Source organism: Corynebacterium lizhenjunii (assembly GCF_011038655.2).
GTDB lineage: Bacteria > Actinomycetota > Actinomycetes > Mycobacteriales > Mycobacteriaceae > Corynebacterium > Corynebacterium lizhenjunii.
The window spans coordinates 2,144,279-2,158,341 of the sequence record NZ_CP064954.1; the positions used below are offsets into that span (position 1 = coordinate 2,144,279).

Consider the following 14,063-nt stretch of genomic DNA (forward strand, 5'->3'; position numbering starts at 1 on the left):
GGTGAGCAAGGAACGCACCACAGGACGGAAGGGGCGGGGCGGTTATGCCTTGGCGAGGACCTTTGCTATGGCCGCTTCGGCTGGGCCGCGGCGGAACTTGGTCTTCCAGGCAGTGGCGAAGAACATCCCCCCAAGTACGGTGGCCCAGAAGGCCCAATTGGTGCTGGGCTCATCAATCGCGCCCGGGTCAACGGGGCCCTGGTGTTTTTCCCACCACTGGTTTTCGGCCTCGTAGAGCTCGTCGAAGCCCTTGGCCTCGGCCACCGCAGACTGATAATCCTCCCACGGCATGGGGCCTTCGCTGTAAGTCTCCTCGCCAGCGCTGTCCAGCCCGGGAGCCACACCACCAAGCAGCCACCCTGCTGTAATCACGTGGACAATATAGATACTCAGCGCCATCGACCCCAGGGCGCGCAGGGGGTAGAGCAGTTGGCTAGACCAGTCCGGGGTAGCAACCAGCAGACACACGCTAACCACGGCTGCAGACCACGCAATGGAACACACTACGTCCCCCACGCCACCCGAGTGCGGCATCAAGGAAACATAAGGCAAGTCCACCGTGTGGTCATAACGCCACGGATAAGTGCCTGCCACGAGGGCAAAGCCCACCACCGCCACTAGCGCTTGGCGGCGGTGGTTATCCAACAGAGTGCGATGGATGATGATACCCGCTGTGCCATAAGCCAACCATGCCAGCAGCGGGTAGGTGCCATCGAGGAGGTCACTGCCGTAGCCCAGGGTGTGCACCAGCAAAACTAGTGCCGGGCCGCCAAAGACCAGCGCACCTTCCAGGAGGAAGAGGTTGCGCAGCCGCCAGCCGGCGACTGGCCCCAGCAGCATCAGGATCCAGGCGATGGCCGTGAGGACCACCACCACGGGCATCTGGATTGCGCTAAGCACCACCCCGATGGCCATGATGATGACCCCGCGCAGCACCAACCGATACCGAGCGAGGCGCAGGTCTTCTGCACGCGACATCATCAGTGCCACCGAGACCCCCGCCAGGGTGGCAAATAGCGCCGAGGCGTAACCGGAGAATATCTGCGAACCCGGGAAATCGTAGCGTCCTAGGTGGACGTAGACCATGCCAATAATGGCTAGACCCCGGGCAAGGTCAATGCCATGAATACGATTTTCAATATGCATTGGGCAATCTTAAGCCCCACCGGCCTAAAGCACCATACGGTTTAGCTGCCGGTCGCCTGGGAGAGTAAGCGACCCGGCAGCAGTGGTGACGGGGTCGCGGCGAGCAAGCAGCAGCGCCGGGCGCGGCGAGCAAGCAGCAGCGCCGGGCGCGGCGAGCAAGCAGCAGCGCCGGGCGCGGCGAGCAGGGCTAGCGCACCAGCTGTGCCAAGTGCGGGACCAGTTGCGCGAGCGCGCGGCCACGGTGGGAGACGGCGTTCTTTTCCGCGGGGCTCATTTGGGCTGAGGAACGAGCCTCACCCTCAGGCTGAAACAGCGGGTCATAGCCAAAACCACCCTCGCCAGCTGGCTCGCGCAGCAACGTTCCCTCCCAGCGGCCTTCGGTGACAAACTCCTGTCCATCCGGGGTGACCAGGGCACACACGGACACAAAGGACGCCGCCCGGCGGGAATCCGGCACATGAGCCATCTGGGCGAGCAGCAAACGATTGTTGGCAGCATCATCCCCATGCGTGCCGGACCAGCGGGCGGAAAGCACGCCCGGCATGCCGCCGAGCTCCTCGACCACCAGGCCAGAATCATCCGCCACCGTGGGCAAACCGCTGTGCGCTGCCCCGGCGCGGGCCTTGATCAAGGCATTATCCGCGAAAGTGCGGCCATCTTCCACCGGCTCCGGGTACTCCGGCACGCTCGCCAGCGGGAGGACCTCCAGGCCGTTGATGCCGGCATCGGCAAGAATGCGCTCCAGCTCCAACGTCTTCTTGGCATTATTGGAGGCCACCAGCAGCCGCATTAGGCCTCCCACCCCAAAGCAGCCTTCTGCGCGGCAATAAGCTCCGCGCAGCCCTTCTGGGCCAGGTCCAGCATGGCATCAAGCTCAGTGCGGCCGAACAAGCCGTGCTCGCCCGTGCCCTGGACCTCCACAAAGTTGCCGGAAGACTGCATGACTACATTGAGGTCCACCTCTGCTCGGGAGTCCTCCTCATACGGCAGGTCCAGGCACGGGTGGCCATCAATAATGCCGACCGACACCGCAGCGATGGGGTCTAGCAATGGCTTACCCGGAACGACGCCCTGCCGCTCGAGGTACGCCACGGCATCGGCAAGCGCCACATAAGCCCCGGTGATAGAGGCGGTGCGGGTGCCGCCATCGGCCTGCAGCACATCGCAATCTAGCTGGATAGTGTTCTCCCCCAGCTCCGCCAAATCCACCGCAGCACGCAGGGAGCGAGCCACCAGACGGGAAATCTCATGCGTACGGCCCTTCACCTTGCCACGCATGGACTCGCGCGGCATACGCTCGTGAGTAGCAGAAGGCAGCATGGCGTATTCGGCAGTCAGCCAGCCCTCGCCGGAATCCCGCTTAAACCGCGGCACCCCCTCCTCCACGGACGCCGTGCACATCACGCGGGTGTTTCCAAATTCCACCAGCACAGAACCAGCGGGGTTGGTGGTGAAATTGCGGGTGATACGCACCGGGCGCAGTTCATCGAGCGCGCGCCCATCGGCGCGAGTGAAATCAGACATGGCTTCCACCCTACAATTCCATGTCCGGGACGCCAAGGACTACCTCACCGTCGAACTCGGCGCGCGCGGCCGCCACCGTTGCCTCCGGATCACCCCACGGCTGCAAGTGCACCAACACCAAAGTGCGCACCCCTGCCAGCCGGGCCAGCCGCCCGGCCTCCGCGCCAGACATGTGCATGCCGGGAACTTTGCCCTCGCTGCTAGCTCCCCACGCCGCTTCGCACAAAAACACGTCCGCGCCCTGCGCCAGGGGCACCAAGTCCTCCGTATATGCAGAGTCCGCTGAATACGCAATTACCTTGCCCGTTGCCGGGTGCTCCATGCGCAGGGCATAGGTTTCAATGGGGTGCACGGCGCTAAACGGCGTCACGTAGACCTCATCAATGAGCTCGCGGCGGCCGTGCTGCCACGCGCTAAAAGCAAAGGTGTCAGACATGTCGTCGACGGCATCAGGGATATCGGCAGACAGCCGCCCCAGGTGCCGGGGCGTGGCCTGCGGGCCAAAGCACAGATTGCGCGAGGCTGCAGGAGCTGTGGGGTGGAAACGCCGCCACACCAACAGGGAGGGGAAATCCAGGCAATGGTCCGCGTGCAGGTGACTAAAGAGCACGTGGGCCTCGCACGGGTCCTGGTGGCGCTGCAGCTGCGCCAGGGTCCCAGGCCCTAAGTCCATGACGATAGACGGAGCATTATCGAAAGACACCAGGTATCCACTGGCGGCGTTGCCAGGGGTAGGCACGCTTCCGGAGCAACCGAGGACAGTCAGTTTCATGGCCCCATCGTTCCACGAATGCTGGCAAAATGCTTAACCCGGGCGCAATTTTGCCCGGGTGTCGAGGAAACAATCACGCCTTAACCGGCGATGTGGTTAAATTCACCCGGCCCGGCGCCCAAAAAGCGCGCCGCCAGCCGCCCAAAAAGCTCCGGGTCGCCGGTGGACTCGAAGGTCCGGGTAGGCACAGTGCCTTCCGGCGCCAGCAGGTCCAGCTGCGTGAGCGTGCGCAGCACGTCCTTGGCGGTCTCTTCCGAAGACGACACCAGGTTGACATTATCCCCCATGGCCAGCTGGATAATGCCGGAAAGCAGCGGGTAGTGCGTACACCCCAACACCAGGGTGTCAACGCCGGCCGCCTGCAGCGGGGCCAGGTAGTTCTCCGCCACCCCCAGAATTTGGCGCCCAGAGGTCACGCCGCGCTCCACAAAGGGCACAAAGTCCGGGCACGCCACTGCAAACGCGCTCACGTCCGGGTTGATGGCAAAAAGGTCCTGGTAGGCCCCTGAGTTGACTGTGCCTTGCGTGCCGATGACCCCAATCTTGCGGTTGTGCGTCGTGGCCAGGGCCCTGCGCACTGCAGGTTTGATCACCTCCACCACGGGAACGCTGTAGCGCTCGCGGGCATCGTGAAGAAAAGCCGCCGAGGCCGTATTGCAGGCAATGACAATCATCTTGCAGCCGCGGGCCACCAACTCATCTGCAATGCGCTCCGAGTGCGCGCGCACCTGCGCGATGGGCAATGGACCATAAGGGCCGTGGGCGGTATCCCCAATGTAGTGGATGGACTCCCCCGGCAGCTGGTCCATGATGGTGCGCGCGACCGTCAGCCCGCCCAGGCCGGAGTCAAAAATGCCAATGGGTGCCGTGCTTTCCGTCATGGCAGCACCTGCGGCGTGCGCGGACGCTTCAAGGCGCGCGCCGGATCATCGGAGGTAATGGTCATGCCAGCGATAATCCCGCCGATGGCCCCGAAGAGGTGCCCCTGCCAGCTGATGCCCTCGTACAGCGGCAGCACGCCCCACACCAGGCCCGAATACGCAAAGGCCAAACCAATACCCACCAAGGACTGCGTCAGCGAGCGGTTGAATATCCCGCGCACAATTAGGTACGCCAGCCAGCCATAGACCATTCCCGATGCCCCGATATGCAGTGTTCCCGGCCCGCCCAGCAACCAGGTGCCAATGCCAGCCACCAGGAGCACAATAGCGGAGACCTCCCAAAATGCCCGCCGCCCGGACAGGCCCACGATGAAGCAAAACAGCGCCCCCGGCACCGAATTACCAATCAGGTGCTCCCAGTTCGCGTGCAGGAAAGGTGCGAAGAAAATGCCCCAAATCCCGCTCCAGTCCCGGGGACGGATGCCAAACAGCGCCAGGCCGCCGCCGAAGAGGAACGTGTTGACAATGTGGACCCCCCACAAGACCACCAGATAACTTACGGCCAGGGAAATACCCGTGCGCAGCCTGCCAGAGCTGTTGTAATTCTTCGACGCGCCCCGGTTGGTGCGCCCCGGCGGTTGGGTCTGCGCAGCGGGGTATGCCCCCGGCTTGTAGGTGTAGTTATAGCGGCTGCTCATAATGCAACCTAGCCTAACAGTTCCCGGTATGTGGGCAGCTCCAATCCGGGTTGAGCTGCCACAACGGCGTCCACGATGGCAGCTTGGACTGCGTCTGCCGATGCCGCACTCAACTGCGCCACCTGCTCTACCGAACAGGTTCCACCCCGGCCCTGGGTATCCGCCCAGGCGAAGATGGTGTCCCCGTCCAGTGGCGAGTGGGCTGGGCGCACGGCCCTAGCGATGCCGTCGTGGCCGGCCAATGCCAGCCGCTTAGCCTGGGCTTTACTCAGCGGCGCCGGGGTGGCCACCACCCCAATGGTGGTATTGAGGCTGGCGCGGGGGTGGGGTAAGGCGGCGTAGGTGGGGGCATCGACAGGCTCTAGGCCCGGCGCGCCATACAGCCTGCCCGTACGAGGACAGATGACCTCACCCACGGGATTGGCCACGATGAAGGCCTCCACGTAGGTGCCAGCCGCGGACACACGGGCGTAGCCGAAACCGCCGCGCAGCTTGCCTGCCACCGCAGCAAAGCCCGCCCCCACGCTGCCGGAGTCCGGGGCGCGGTGGTCATGCCAAGCGCTGCGGGCTGCGCGCAGCGCCTGGGCGCCGGTGGCAGCATCCGGGTACGAGGGCGCGCCAGCGGCGAGATCAAAAATGACTGCTGCCGGGACAATCGGCACCCGCAGCGGGCCTACGGCAAAACCCTCGCCGTGGCGGGCGAGCTCGCGCATGGCGCCATCGGCAGCCGCCAACCCAAAGGCGGAGCCGCCGGAGAGCACAAAGGCGTGCACACGCTCGACAGTATTATGTGGGGCCAGCAGGTCAGTTTCCCGGGTGCCGGGGCCGCCGCCGCGCACATCCACCGCGCCGATACCGCCACTGGGGCCGCAATACAAGGCGGTCACGCCGGTATCACCCACCCGCGCATGGCCTACTGCTACCGAAAAATCGCTACGCATTAGCTCGCCATCCGCACGCCGTTCGCTCTTCGTTCATCGACACCGGACTACTCCATCATGGCTTGCAGCAGGGAGTCTTGCGCAAAGGCCAGCCACTCCACAATGGCCTCCTTATCCGCCAGTTCCTCCAGGGGACGCTCGCTGGCGGAAACATAGAGGCGCATGTCATTAAGCGCGGCCACAAACGCCGGTGCTTCATCTTCTTCAATGCTGACCTCTACCCCACCGGTGGGGCCCAACGCATAGTTGACCACCTGCAGGTGCTCGAGCTTGGCACGCGCAATGTCATTTTCATGGATGGAGCGCAGCAGGGAATTATCCCCCTCGTATTCTTCATCGCCCGGCTTTTGAAAATCCGGGAAGAGCCGGGCCAGGCTGGGGTCCTCCGGGGCTTCTTTGTGGCCCGAGGCAATGCCCATCATCTCTGCCAGCTCGTCTTTGGGCGCCGACTGAGCGCGCGCAATAATGGCCTCGCTCACCGTAGCGGTGAGGTTGCCAATGACCTCCCGCTCGATGGGTTCAAAACGCGTGACATACCTGGCGGGGCGCATGAGGTGCTTCTTCTTTTTCCACGGTTCCATGTCTGCGATGTCTCCTTCAAAGGTTGTGCGAAAACGGCCGCGGCGGGCCGGGCTGCGATGGGCGGGTGGGTGGTGCGGGGCTAGCTGGGCTGCGGCGGTCGGGCGGGCAGCGCAGGACTAGCCGGGCTGCGGCGGACGGGCGGACAGGCGGCACGGGGTTTAGCCGGCCTGCTGCATGGTGGCCCACAGCCCGGCCACTTGGAGCTTCTTCACGTCGGCTTCTACTTTGTCGCGTTCTCCGGAGCTGACGGCGGCCTTGCCTTCGGTGTGGACCTGCATCATCAACTCCTGGGCGCGCTGCTTGTCATAGCCCAGCACCGTGTGGAATACGTAGGTGACATAGGACATCAGATTGACCGGGTCATCCCATACAATGCACATCCAGGGCAGGTTTTCGCTGGTGGCCAGGTCAAGCTGCAGGTCTTCTTCCAGGTCCGGAGTTGCCATGGGAGACGAGGCAGTAATAAGCACAGTCATACCTCCACAGCCTAATACGCTTTCTTCGTCTGCGAATGCGAGTACACTCAGGTGGCGTGAATTACACCGCATCTACCGCATTGCTCACCGACAAGTACGAGCTGACCATGCTGCAAGCCGCGCTGCGTGATGGCACCGCCCACCGCCGCGCGGCCTTTGAAGTCTTTGCCCGCCGCCTGCCCAACGAGCGCCGCTACGGCGTGGTGGCTGGCACCAGCCGTGTCCTGCGAGCGATCTTGGACTTCCGCTTTAGCGAAGAACAGCTAGCCGGCCTGGATTTCCTGGACCAGCAGACCCTGGACTATCTGCGCAACTATCGCTTTAGTGGCAGCGTGGACGGCTACCGGGAGGGCGAGATTTATTTCCCTTATTCCCCGCTGCTGACCGTCCAGGGCACTTTTGGCGAGTGCGTGCTGCTGGAGACGGTGATCTTGTCCATTATGAATGCTGACTCCGCTATCGCCTCGGCGGCCTCGCGCATGGTTACCGCTGCTGACGGCCGCCCGATTATCGAGATGGGCTCGCGGCGCACCCACGAGTACTCCGCGGTCACGGCCGCGCGCGCGGCTTACGTGGCCGGCTTTTCGGCTACCTCCAACTTGGAGGCCGCGCACCGCTACTCTATCCCCGCGTCGGGTACCGCCGCGCATGCTTGGACCCTGGCTCACATTAATCCGGATGGCACGCCCAATGAGGAAGCCGCGTTCCGTTCCCAAATCGAATCCGACGGCGTGGGCACCACGTTGTTGGTGGATACCTATGACATCACCAAGGGCGTGGAAACCGCCATCGCGGTCGCGGGCACCTCCCTGGGCGCGGTGCGCATTGATTCCGGAGACTTGGGCGCGGTAACCCGCCGGGTGCGTAAGCAGCTTGATGATCTTGGCGCGCATAACACCAAGATTGTGGTCTCTTCTGATCTGGATGAATTCACCATCGCCGGGCTGCGCGGAGACCCGGTAGATACCTACGGGGTGGGAACTTCCTTAGTTACTGGATCCGGCGCGCCAACGGCCTCTATGGTCTACAAGTTGGTGGAGGTCGACGGCCACCCGGTGGCCAAGCGTTCTTCCTCCAAGCAGTCCATGGGTAGCGCTAAGCGCGCGGTGCGTACCCACCGCTCCACTGGGGTGGCGTTAGAGGAAATCGTCTACCCCTATGGTGCCCAGCGCCCCGACATCCCGGAGCACCTGGAGGTGCGTGAGCTGACGGTGCCGTTGATGCGCGATGGCGCCACCGTCGCCGGCCTGCCCACTCTTGCCGATGCCCGCGCCCACTGCGCCGCCGTTCGCGGCACCCTTCCCTGGGAGGGCCTAGCCCTCTCCCGCGGCGAGCCTGCAGTTCCCACCCGCCTGGTGGGCTTTGACTCTACGCGGTAGGCCGCTGTGCACGAATCCCCCTCGACGCAGCAGCTTCTCGATACCGCAGTGGCCGCCCTCGGTGGCACCCGCCGGGAGGGCCAGGCCCGCATGGCGGAAGCCGTCACGCACGCCTTAGACAGCGGCCGCCACCTGGCCGTGCAAGCCGGAACCGGCACTGGTAAGTCCTTGGCTTACCTGGTCCCGGCTATTCGGCATGCCCAGGCCACGGAGAGCACGGTGATTATCTCCACGGCAACGATCGCGCTGCAGCGCCAGCTGGTGGAGCGGGACCTGCCGCGGCTAGCTGCGGCCCTGGCCCCGGAGTTGGAGGCCACCCCTACTTTCGCCATCATGAAGGGGCGGGCCAATTATGTGTGCCTGAACAAGATCAGTGCGGATGACCCGGCGGCGTTAATTGGTGAAGAGGAGCTTTCCTGGCGTGGGCGCGCCGTGCAGCGGATCCACGAATGGGCGCAGGAAACAGACACCGGGGACCGCGATGACTTGGACCCCGGGGTTCCCGATGAGGTCTGGCGTGGGGTCTCCGTGAGCGCTAGCGAGTGCTTGGGAGCTTCCCGATGCCCCCATGGCGAAGCCTGCTTTGCCGAACTCGCCCGCCAAGCTGCCGCCGATGTAGACATTGTGGTGACCAACCACGCCCTCCTGGCCATCGACGCCATGTCGGATGCCACCATCTTGCCCGAACATGACGTAGTGGTCATCGACGAGGCCCATGAGCTCGACGCCCGCATCACCTCCGTGTCTACGGAGCAAATCACCGCGCGAGCTATCGCAGCCGCCGACAAGCGCGCCCAGCCGCTGGGCGGGTCCTCCCTCTCCGACTTGGCGGAGGAGTTCTCCACCTTACTATCTGGCTATGCTCCCGGCCGCTGGTCTGATATGGACGACGTAGTCAAGGGGCACCTCACAGCCCTTGCCGAAGGGCTCCAGCACACCAAAGACTCCATAGCGCGCGCCCCCGAAGGCGAGGCCACCGCAGACCCGGAACGCTTTGCGGAGCGTCAGAACCTGGCCAATCACCTCACAGACATGGCCCAGGCGGTGGTACGGATCCTGGACGTCTTTGCCACCGGCAATCCCGCCGAGCAAGACGATGTGGTCTGGCTCGAAGAAGGCGGCACCCTGGCGGTAGCACCCTTGTCGATTGCCCAGCTCCTGCGTGAGCAGCTCTTCGGAGAAAACACCGTGGTACTAACCTCTGCCACCCTGGCGCTGGGCGGGCGCTTCGACGCCCTTGCCGCCCAGTGGGGCATGCCCAAGGGAACCTGGGACGCCCTGGACGCGGGCACTCCCTTTGACCCGGGGGCATCGGCAATCTTGTACACCGCCACGCACCTGCCGCAACCGGGCCGCGATGGCCTGGCCCCGGAAGCCATTGAGGAAATCTACCAACTCATCATGGCCGCCGGCGGGCGCACCCTGGGACTGTTTTCCTCCCGCCGCGCCGCCGAACAAGCCGCCCAAGCCCTGCGCCCGCGGCTCCCCTTCGACCTCTACCTGCAAGGCGAAGACAGCATCAGCTCCCTGGTGGAGAAGTTTGCCGCGAATGAGAACTCCTGCCTCTTCGGCACCCTGACGCTGTGGCAAGGCGTGGACGTCCCCGGACCTGCGTGCTCGCTGGTTATCATCGACCGCATTCCTTTCCCACGGCCCGATGACCCCCTACTCCAAGCCCGCGCCGAAGCCGCCCAAGCAGCCGGACGCAATGGCTTCATGGAGGTCTCCGCCACCCACGCCGCCCTATTGATGGCCCAAGGCGCCGGACGGCTGCTGCGCTCCGTAAACGACCGCGGGGTGGTCGCCGTGCTGGACAACCGGCTAGAGACCAAACGCTACGGCGGCTTCCTCAAGGCCTCGCTGCCGCGCTTTTGGCAAAGCACTAACCAACAGACCGTGCTGGCAGCCCTGCAGCGGCTGGTGAGTCGAGAGCAACCACGGTAAGCGAATCCGGGGCTACCTCCGTAAACCCGGCGTCGCGCACCACCACCGCTCCCGGTGCCGCGCACGCCTGACGAAAGACAGCCGTGGGCACCTCGCGCACGCTCAGCGGGAAATCGCGTCCCGCCCAATCCCGCACCCATTCCATCGGCCGGGCGGCCGCTAACAACATCGAGGCGTGCCCCACCTGGGCGGCAGCCTTACCCACAGACATGCCCAGGCCGGCATCGGCGTAGATGACGGGGGCATCGGCAGACGGGGCATCGGGGGAATCGGCAGGCAGATCGGTACCACCAATCTGCAACTTAGCCACCAGCGGCTCCACCGCCCCCACCGCCGAGGGCGCAAAAGCGCGCGCACGCTCATCCACCGTCACCCCCGGCAAAGCCTGCACATCGCGCCAAGCCTTATTGCGGGCACGGCGGGCCACCTTACGAATCCGGTGGCCATACCACTGCGCCAACGCCTGGGCGTAGGCCCCATCCTGGCCTGCGCGCTCATCCAAACACGCCGCCACCACCGCGCGGGCCGCGGCCTCCAGCACCTGAGTGCGCGGCGGCGGATCCTGCTTGGGCAAATGCAGGACAATCTGCATGGCCTGCACGGTCTCCGGACGCTGCGGGTCCTCCCAGCCCTCGCGCTGAGCGCAACCGGCCACCAGGCGGGCGTGCGCAAGCTCCAGGCTCACTCCACGTCCTCCGCGGGGATGCCCAGAATACGCAGGATTTCATCCATGTAGGGGTGGTTGACGGCGGCGTCTGCGACCTCACGCAGCGCGGGCTTGGCGTTGAACGCGATGCCCAGGCCGGCGGCGGAAATCATGTCGATGTCATTGGCGCCGTCGCCTACAGCGATGGTCTGGCTCATGCGCAGCCCGGCATCCGCGGCGAACTCCCGCAAGAACTCCTCCTTGGCCTTGCGGTCCACGACCTTGCCAACCACGCGGCCGGTGAGCTTACCGTCCACAATTTCTAGTGTGTTGGCACGGACGTAGTCCAGGTCCAGCTCCTGGGCCAGGTCCTCGAGCACCTGGATAAAGCCGCCGGAGACCACGGCCACGCGGTAGCCCAAGGTCTTGAGCGTTTTGATAGTGGTGCGCACACCCGGGGTCAGCTGCAGCGCCGCCGCAGTCTGCGCGATGACTTCCTCCGGCAAGCCCTCTAGGACTGCGACGCGTTGGCGCAGTGACTCCTCAAAGTCCAACTCGCCACGCATGGCGCGCTCCGTGACCTCTGCGACCTCAATTTCCTTACCGGCGAATGCTGCCAGCATTTCGATGACCTCGCCGGTAATCAGCGTGGAGTCGCAGTCGAAGCAGATCAGCCGCTTAGCCCGACGGTGCAGGCCTGCGCGCTCAACTGCGATGTCGATGCCCAACTCCGCCGCCAACCGGGATAACCCCGCCCGCAGACCTTCCGCCGGGCCCTCTACCGTAATGGGCAGCTCCAGCGCGTGAAGGGGAGTATGTCCCAGGCCACGGATACGGTCGATGTTGGCGTTGAAGTTGGCCAGCTCTTGGGCCACTGCGGAAACATGGCCGGCGGTAAGCGTGCGCCCCATCAGCACCACCACGTGCGTGGAGCGCGGACGAGCCGTCTTCGCAGTCTCTTCCACCGTGATCGATTGGGAATAGATGCTCAGCGTCTCTCGCAGACCCTTGTGCAGGCGATCGCGACGGGAGGGAGCTACCTTCACGTATGCCGCCAGAGAGATACGCCCGTTAAACAAGGCCTGTTCCACATCCACCAGCTGCACCTGGTGTGCCTCCAGCACCCGGAAGAAAGCCGCAGACACCCCCGGCTTGTCCGGGCCGGAGGCGGTGATCACGAGGTTTGTTAGTTCATCAACTTGGGATTCCACGCCTCTGATTATCCGCCTTATAGCGCGCACAGCAAAAGCCGCCACCCCGTCCGGGGCAGCGGCTTGGTGCTTCAGGAGTAGGAGGAGCTCTCCTTAGTGGTGGCCGACGTGGGCCTCTTCGCGCATGCGCTTAACCATGTGCGGGTAGTGCAGCTCGAAGGCCGGGCGCTCGGAGCGAATGCGCGGCAGGGAGGTGAAGTTGTGGCGCGGCGGCGGGCAGGAGGTTGCCCACTCCAGGGAGTTGCCGTAGCCCCACGGGTCGTCCACGGTGACCACTTCGCCGTAGCGCCAGGACTTGAACACGTTCCACACGCACGGGATAACAGAGGCACCCAGCACGAAGGAGAAGATAGTGGAAATCTGGTTGTACACGGTAAAGCCGTCAGACTCCAGATAGTCGGCGTAGCGGCGCGGCATACCCATGTTGCCCACCCAGTGCTGAACCAGGAAGGTGCCATGGAAGCCGATGAAGGTCAGCCAGAAGTGAATCTTGCCCAGGCGCTCGTCCAACATGCGGCCGGTCATCTTCGGGAACCAGAAGTACAGGCCACCGAAGGCGGAGAACACCACGGTACCGAACAGCGTGTAGTGGAAGTGGGCAATCAGGAAGTAGGACTCAGCCAGGTGGAAGTCCAGAGCCGGGGAGGCCAGCATAACGCCGGTCATGCCACCGAAGAGGAAGGTGGACATGAAGCCCATGGCCCAGATCATCGGAGTCTCCCAGGTGATGTGGCCCTTCCACATGGTGCCTACCCAGTTGAAGAACTTCACGCCGGTGGGCACTGCAATCAGGAAGGTCATGAAGGAGAAGAACGGCAGCAGGATGGCGCCGGTCACGAACATGTGGTGTGCCCACACGGCCATGGACAGGGAGCCAATAGCCAGCACCGCAAAGACCAGACCCACATAGCCGAACACCGGCTTGCGGGAGAAGACCGGCACGATTTCCGAAATCACACCAAAGAACGGCAGGGCCAGAACGTAGACCTCCGGGTGGCCGAAGAACCAGAACAGGTGCTGCCACAGGATGGCACCGCCATTAGCGGAGTCGTAGATGTGCGCGCCCAGCTTGCGGTCGTAGAGGATGCCCAGTGCGGCGGCCAGCAGCAGCGGGAAGATCATCAGCACGATGACGGAAGCGGTGAACACACACCAGGTAAACACCGGCATGCGGAACATGGTCATGCCCGGCGCACGCATGGTCAAGATGGTGGTGACCATGTTGATGGCGGAGGCCACGGTACCCACACCGGTAGCACCCACACCCACAATCCACATATCGGCACCGATGCCCGGGGTGTGGACGGAGTCAGCCAGCGGCATGTACATGGTCCAGCCGAAGTCAGCAGCGCCACCCGGGGTGACGAAGCCCAGCAGCATGACCACACCACCGATAAGGGTAATCCAGAAACCGAAGGCGTTCAGGCGCGGGAAGGCTACGTCCGGCGCGCCGATTTGCAGCGGCAAGACGTAGTTACCAAAGCCCCACACCACCGGGGTAGCAAAAAGCAGCAGCATCACGGTGCCGTGCATGGTAAACAGCTGGTTAAACTGCTCGTTAGACAGGAATTGCAGACCCGGCACAAACAACTCAGCGCGGATCAGCAGGGCCATCAAACCACCGAGGAAGAAGAAGCTGAAGGACATCATCAAGTACATGATGCCCAGCTGCTTATGGTCAGTGGTGGTCAAAAATACCCAGGCCTTGGAACCGTTCTTACCGTTTCCTTGCGGCTCTGGACGGGTGGGCTGGACGTAGTCGTCCAACCGTGGCGCCACAGCGGTCATAAAATCCTCCTGAATGAATGGCGCACGTGCACAAACACGCATGCCTAAGGTTTACATCGCATAATGATAGGCCAC

General features: G+C 63.8%; 14 protein-coding genes. 2 read left to right on the forward strand and 12 right to left on the reverse strand.

Going from position 1 to position 14,063, the window contains the following annotated elements; all coding sequences use genetic code 11:
- Positions 1-42: 42 nt before the first annotated feature.
- The 9 genes from G7Y31_RS09900 to clpS all read right to left on the reverse strand — a co-directional run bounded on the left by G7Y31_RS09900 (position 43) and on the right by clpS (position 7,020).
- The gene (locus G7Y31_RS09900) at positions 43-1,146 is read right to left on the reverse strand and encodes a DUF418 domain-containing protein (protein ID WP_165009608.1); all 1,104 of its coding nucleotides are present in this window, start codon (positions 1,144-1,146) and stop codon (positions 43-45) included.
- Between the two features lie 187 nt (positions 1,147-1,333).
- Positions 1,334-1,936 (reverse strand): RdgB/HAM1 family non-canonical purine NTP pyrophosphatase, encoded by a 603-nt coding sequence (gene rdgB, locus G7Y31_RS09905; RefSeq protein ID WP_165009606.1) that lies wholly within the window; start codon positions 1,934-1,936, stop codon positions 1,334-1,336.
- Positions 1,936-2,670 (reverse strand): ribonuclease PH, encoded by a 735-nt coding sequence (gene rph / locus G7Y31_RS09910; protein ID WP_165009604.1) that lies wholly within the window; start codon positions 2,668-2,670, stop codon positions 1,936-1,938. The genes rdgB and rph overlap by 1 nt, the downstream gene beginning before the upstream one ends.
- Positions 2,671-2,680: 10 nt before the next feature.
- The gene (locus tag G7Y31_RS09915) at positions 2,681-3,442 is read right to left on the reverse strand and encodes an MBL fold metallo-hydrolase (RefSeq protein WP_165009602.1); all 762 of its coding nucleotides are present in this window, start codon (positions 3,440-3,442) and stop codon (positions 2,681-2,683) included.
- 80 nt (positions 3,443-3,522) lie between these two features.
- Positions 3,523-4,323 carry a glutamate racemase gene (gene murI, locus G7Y31_RS09920; protein WP_165009600.1) on the reverse strand — a complete coding sequence of 267 codons (801 nt, stop codon included), beginning with the start codon at positions 4,321-4,323 and terminating at the stop codon, positions 3,523-3,525.
- Positions 4,320-5,021 (reverse strand): rhomboid family intramembrane serine protease, encoded by a 702-nt coding sequence (locus tag G7Y31_RS09925; protein WP_165009598.1) that lies wholly within the window; start codon positions 5,019-5,021, stop codon positions 4,320-4,322. The genes murI and G7Y31_RS09925 overlap by 4 nt, the downstream gene beginning before the upstream one ends.
- Before the next feature lie 8 nt (positions 5,022-5,029).
- Positions 5,030-5,962 carry a P1 family peptidase gene (locus G7Y31_RS09930; RefSeq protein ID WP_165009596.1) on the reverse strand — a complete coding sequence of 311 codons (933 nt, stop codon included), beginning with the start codon at positions 5,960-5,962 and terminating at the stop codon, positions 5,030-5,032.
- Between the two features lie 47 nt (positions 5,963-6,009).
- Positions 6,010-6,543 (reverse strand): DUF2017 domain-containing protein, encoded by a 534-nt coding sequence (locus G7Y31_RS09935; RefSeq protein ID WP_165009593.1) that lies wholly within the window; start codon positions 6,541-6,543, stop codon positions 6,010-6,012.
- A 159-nt stretch (positions 6,544-6,702) separates the two neighbouring features.
- Positions 6,703-7,020 (reverse strand): ATP-dependent Clp protease adapter ClpS, encoded by a 318-nt coding sequence (gene clpS, locus G7Y31_RS09940; protein WP_196823566.1) that lies wholly within the window; start codon positions 7,018-7,020, stop codon positions 6,703-6,705.
- Positions 7,021-7,076: 56 nt separating this feature from the next.
- Between clpS and G7Y31_RS09945 the strand changes: the two genes are divergently transcribed.
- Positions 7,077-8,399, forward strand: a complete 1,323-nt coding sequence (locus G7Y31_RS09945; protein ID WP_268896608.1) for a nicotinate phosphoribosyltransferase — start codon at positions 7,077-7,079, stop codon at positions 8,397-8,399.
- Between the two features lie 6 nt (positions 8,400-8,405).
- The gene (locus tag G7Y31_RS09950; protein ID WP_235922962.1) at positions 8,406-10,343 is read left to right on the forward strand and encodes an ATP-dependent DNA helicase; all 1,938 of its coding nucleotides are present in this window, start codon (positions 8,406-8,408) and stop codon (positions 10,341-10,343) included.
- On the opposite strand, the gene G7Y31_RS09955 is transcribed toward G7Y31_RS09950, so the two are convergent.
- The 3 genes from G7Y31_RS09955 to ctaD all read right to left on the reverse strand — a co-directional run bounded on the left by G7Y31_RS09955 (position 10,282) and on the right by ctaD (position 13,988).
- Entirely contained in the window at positions 10,282-11,028 is a 747-nt protein-coding gene (locus tag G7Y31_RS09955) for a peptidyl-tRNA hydrolase (RefSeq protein ID WP_235922960.1), read from the reverse strand. The genes G7Y31_RS09950 and G7Y31_RS09955 overlap by 62 nt on opposite strands.
- Entirely contained in the window at positions 11,025-12,209 is a 1,185-nt protein-coding gene (serB, locus tag G7Y31_RS09960; protein ID WP_165009694.1) for a phosphoserine phosphatase SerB, read from the reverse strand. Before serB ends, G7Y31_RS09955 begins: the two co-directional genes overlap by 4 nt.
- Before the next feature lie 84 nt (positions 12,210-12,293).
- On the reverse strand, positions 12,294-13,988 hold the full coding sequence (gene ctaD / locus G7Y31_RS09965; RefSeq protein ID WP_165009587.1) for an aa3-type cytochrome oxidase subunit I: 1,695 nt from the start codon (positions 13,986-13,988) through the stop codon (positions 12,294-12,296).
- Positions 13,989-14,063 lie beyond the last annotated feature (75 nt).

Excerpts from the sequence above, each read along its gene's own strand:
- G7Y31_RS09900 (WP_165009608.1), bottom strand. The coding sequence starts at position 1,146 with ATGCATATTGAAAATCGTATTCATGGCATTGACCTTGCCCGGGGTCTA.
- rdgB (WP_165009606.1), bottom strand. The coding sequence starts at position 1,936 with ATGCGGCTGCTGGTGGCCTCCAATAATGCCAAGAAGACGTTGGAGCTG.
- rph (WP_165009604.1), bottom strand. The coding sequence starts at position 2,670 with ATGTCTGATTTCACTCGCGCCGATGGGCGCGCGCTCGATGAACTGCGC.
- G7Y31_RS09915 (WP_165009602.1), bottom strand. The coding sequence starts at position 3,442 with ATGAAACTGACTGTCCTCGGTTGCTCCGGAAGCGTGCCTACCCCTGGC.
- murI (WP_165009600.1), bottom strand. The coding sequence starts at position 4,323 with ATGACGGAAAGCACGGCACCCATTGGCATTTTTGACTCCGGCCTGGGC.
- G7Y31_RS09925 (WP_165009598.1), bottom strand. The coding sequence starts at position 5,021 with ATGAGCAGCCGCTATAACTACACCTACAAGCCGGGGGCATACCCCGCT.
- G7Y31_RS09930 (WP_165009596.1), bottom strand. The coding sequence starts at position 5,962 with ATGCGTAGCGATTTTTCGGTAGCAGTAGGCCATGCGCGGGTGGGTGAT.
- G7Y31_RS09935 (WP_165009593.1), bottom strand. The coding sequence starts at position 6,543 with ATGGAACCGTGGAAAAAGAAGAAGCACCTCATGCGCCCCGCCAGGTAT.
- clpS (WP_196823566.1), bottom strand. The coding sequence starts at position 7,020 with ATGACTGTGCTTATTACTGCCTCGTCTCCCATGGCAACTCCGGACCTG.
- ctaD (WP_165009587.1), bottom strand. The coding sequence starts at position 13,988 with ATGACCGCTGTGGCGCCACGGTTGGACGACTACGTCCAGCCCACCCGT.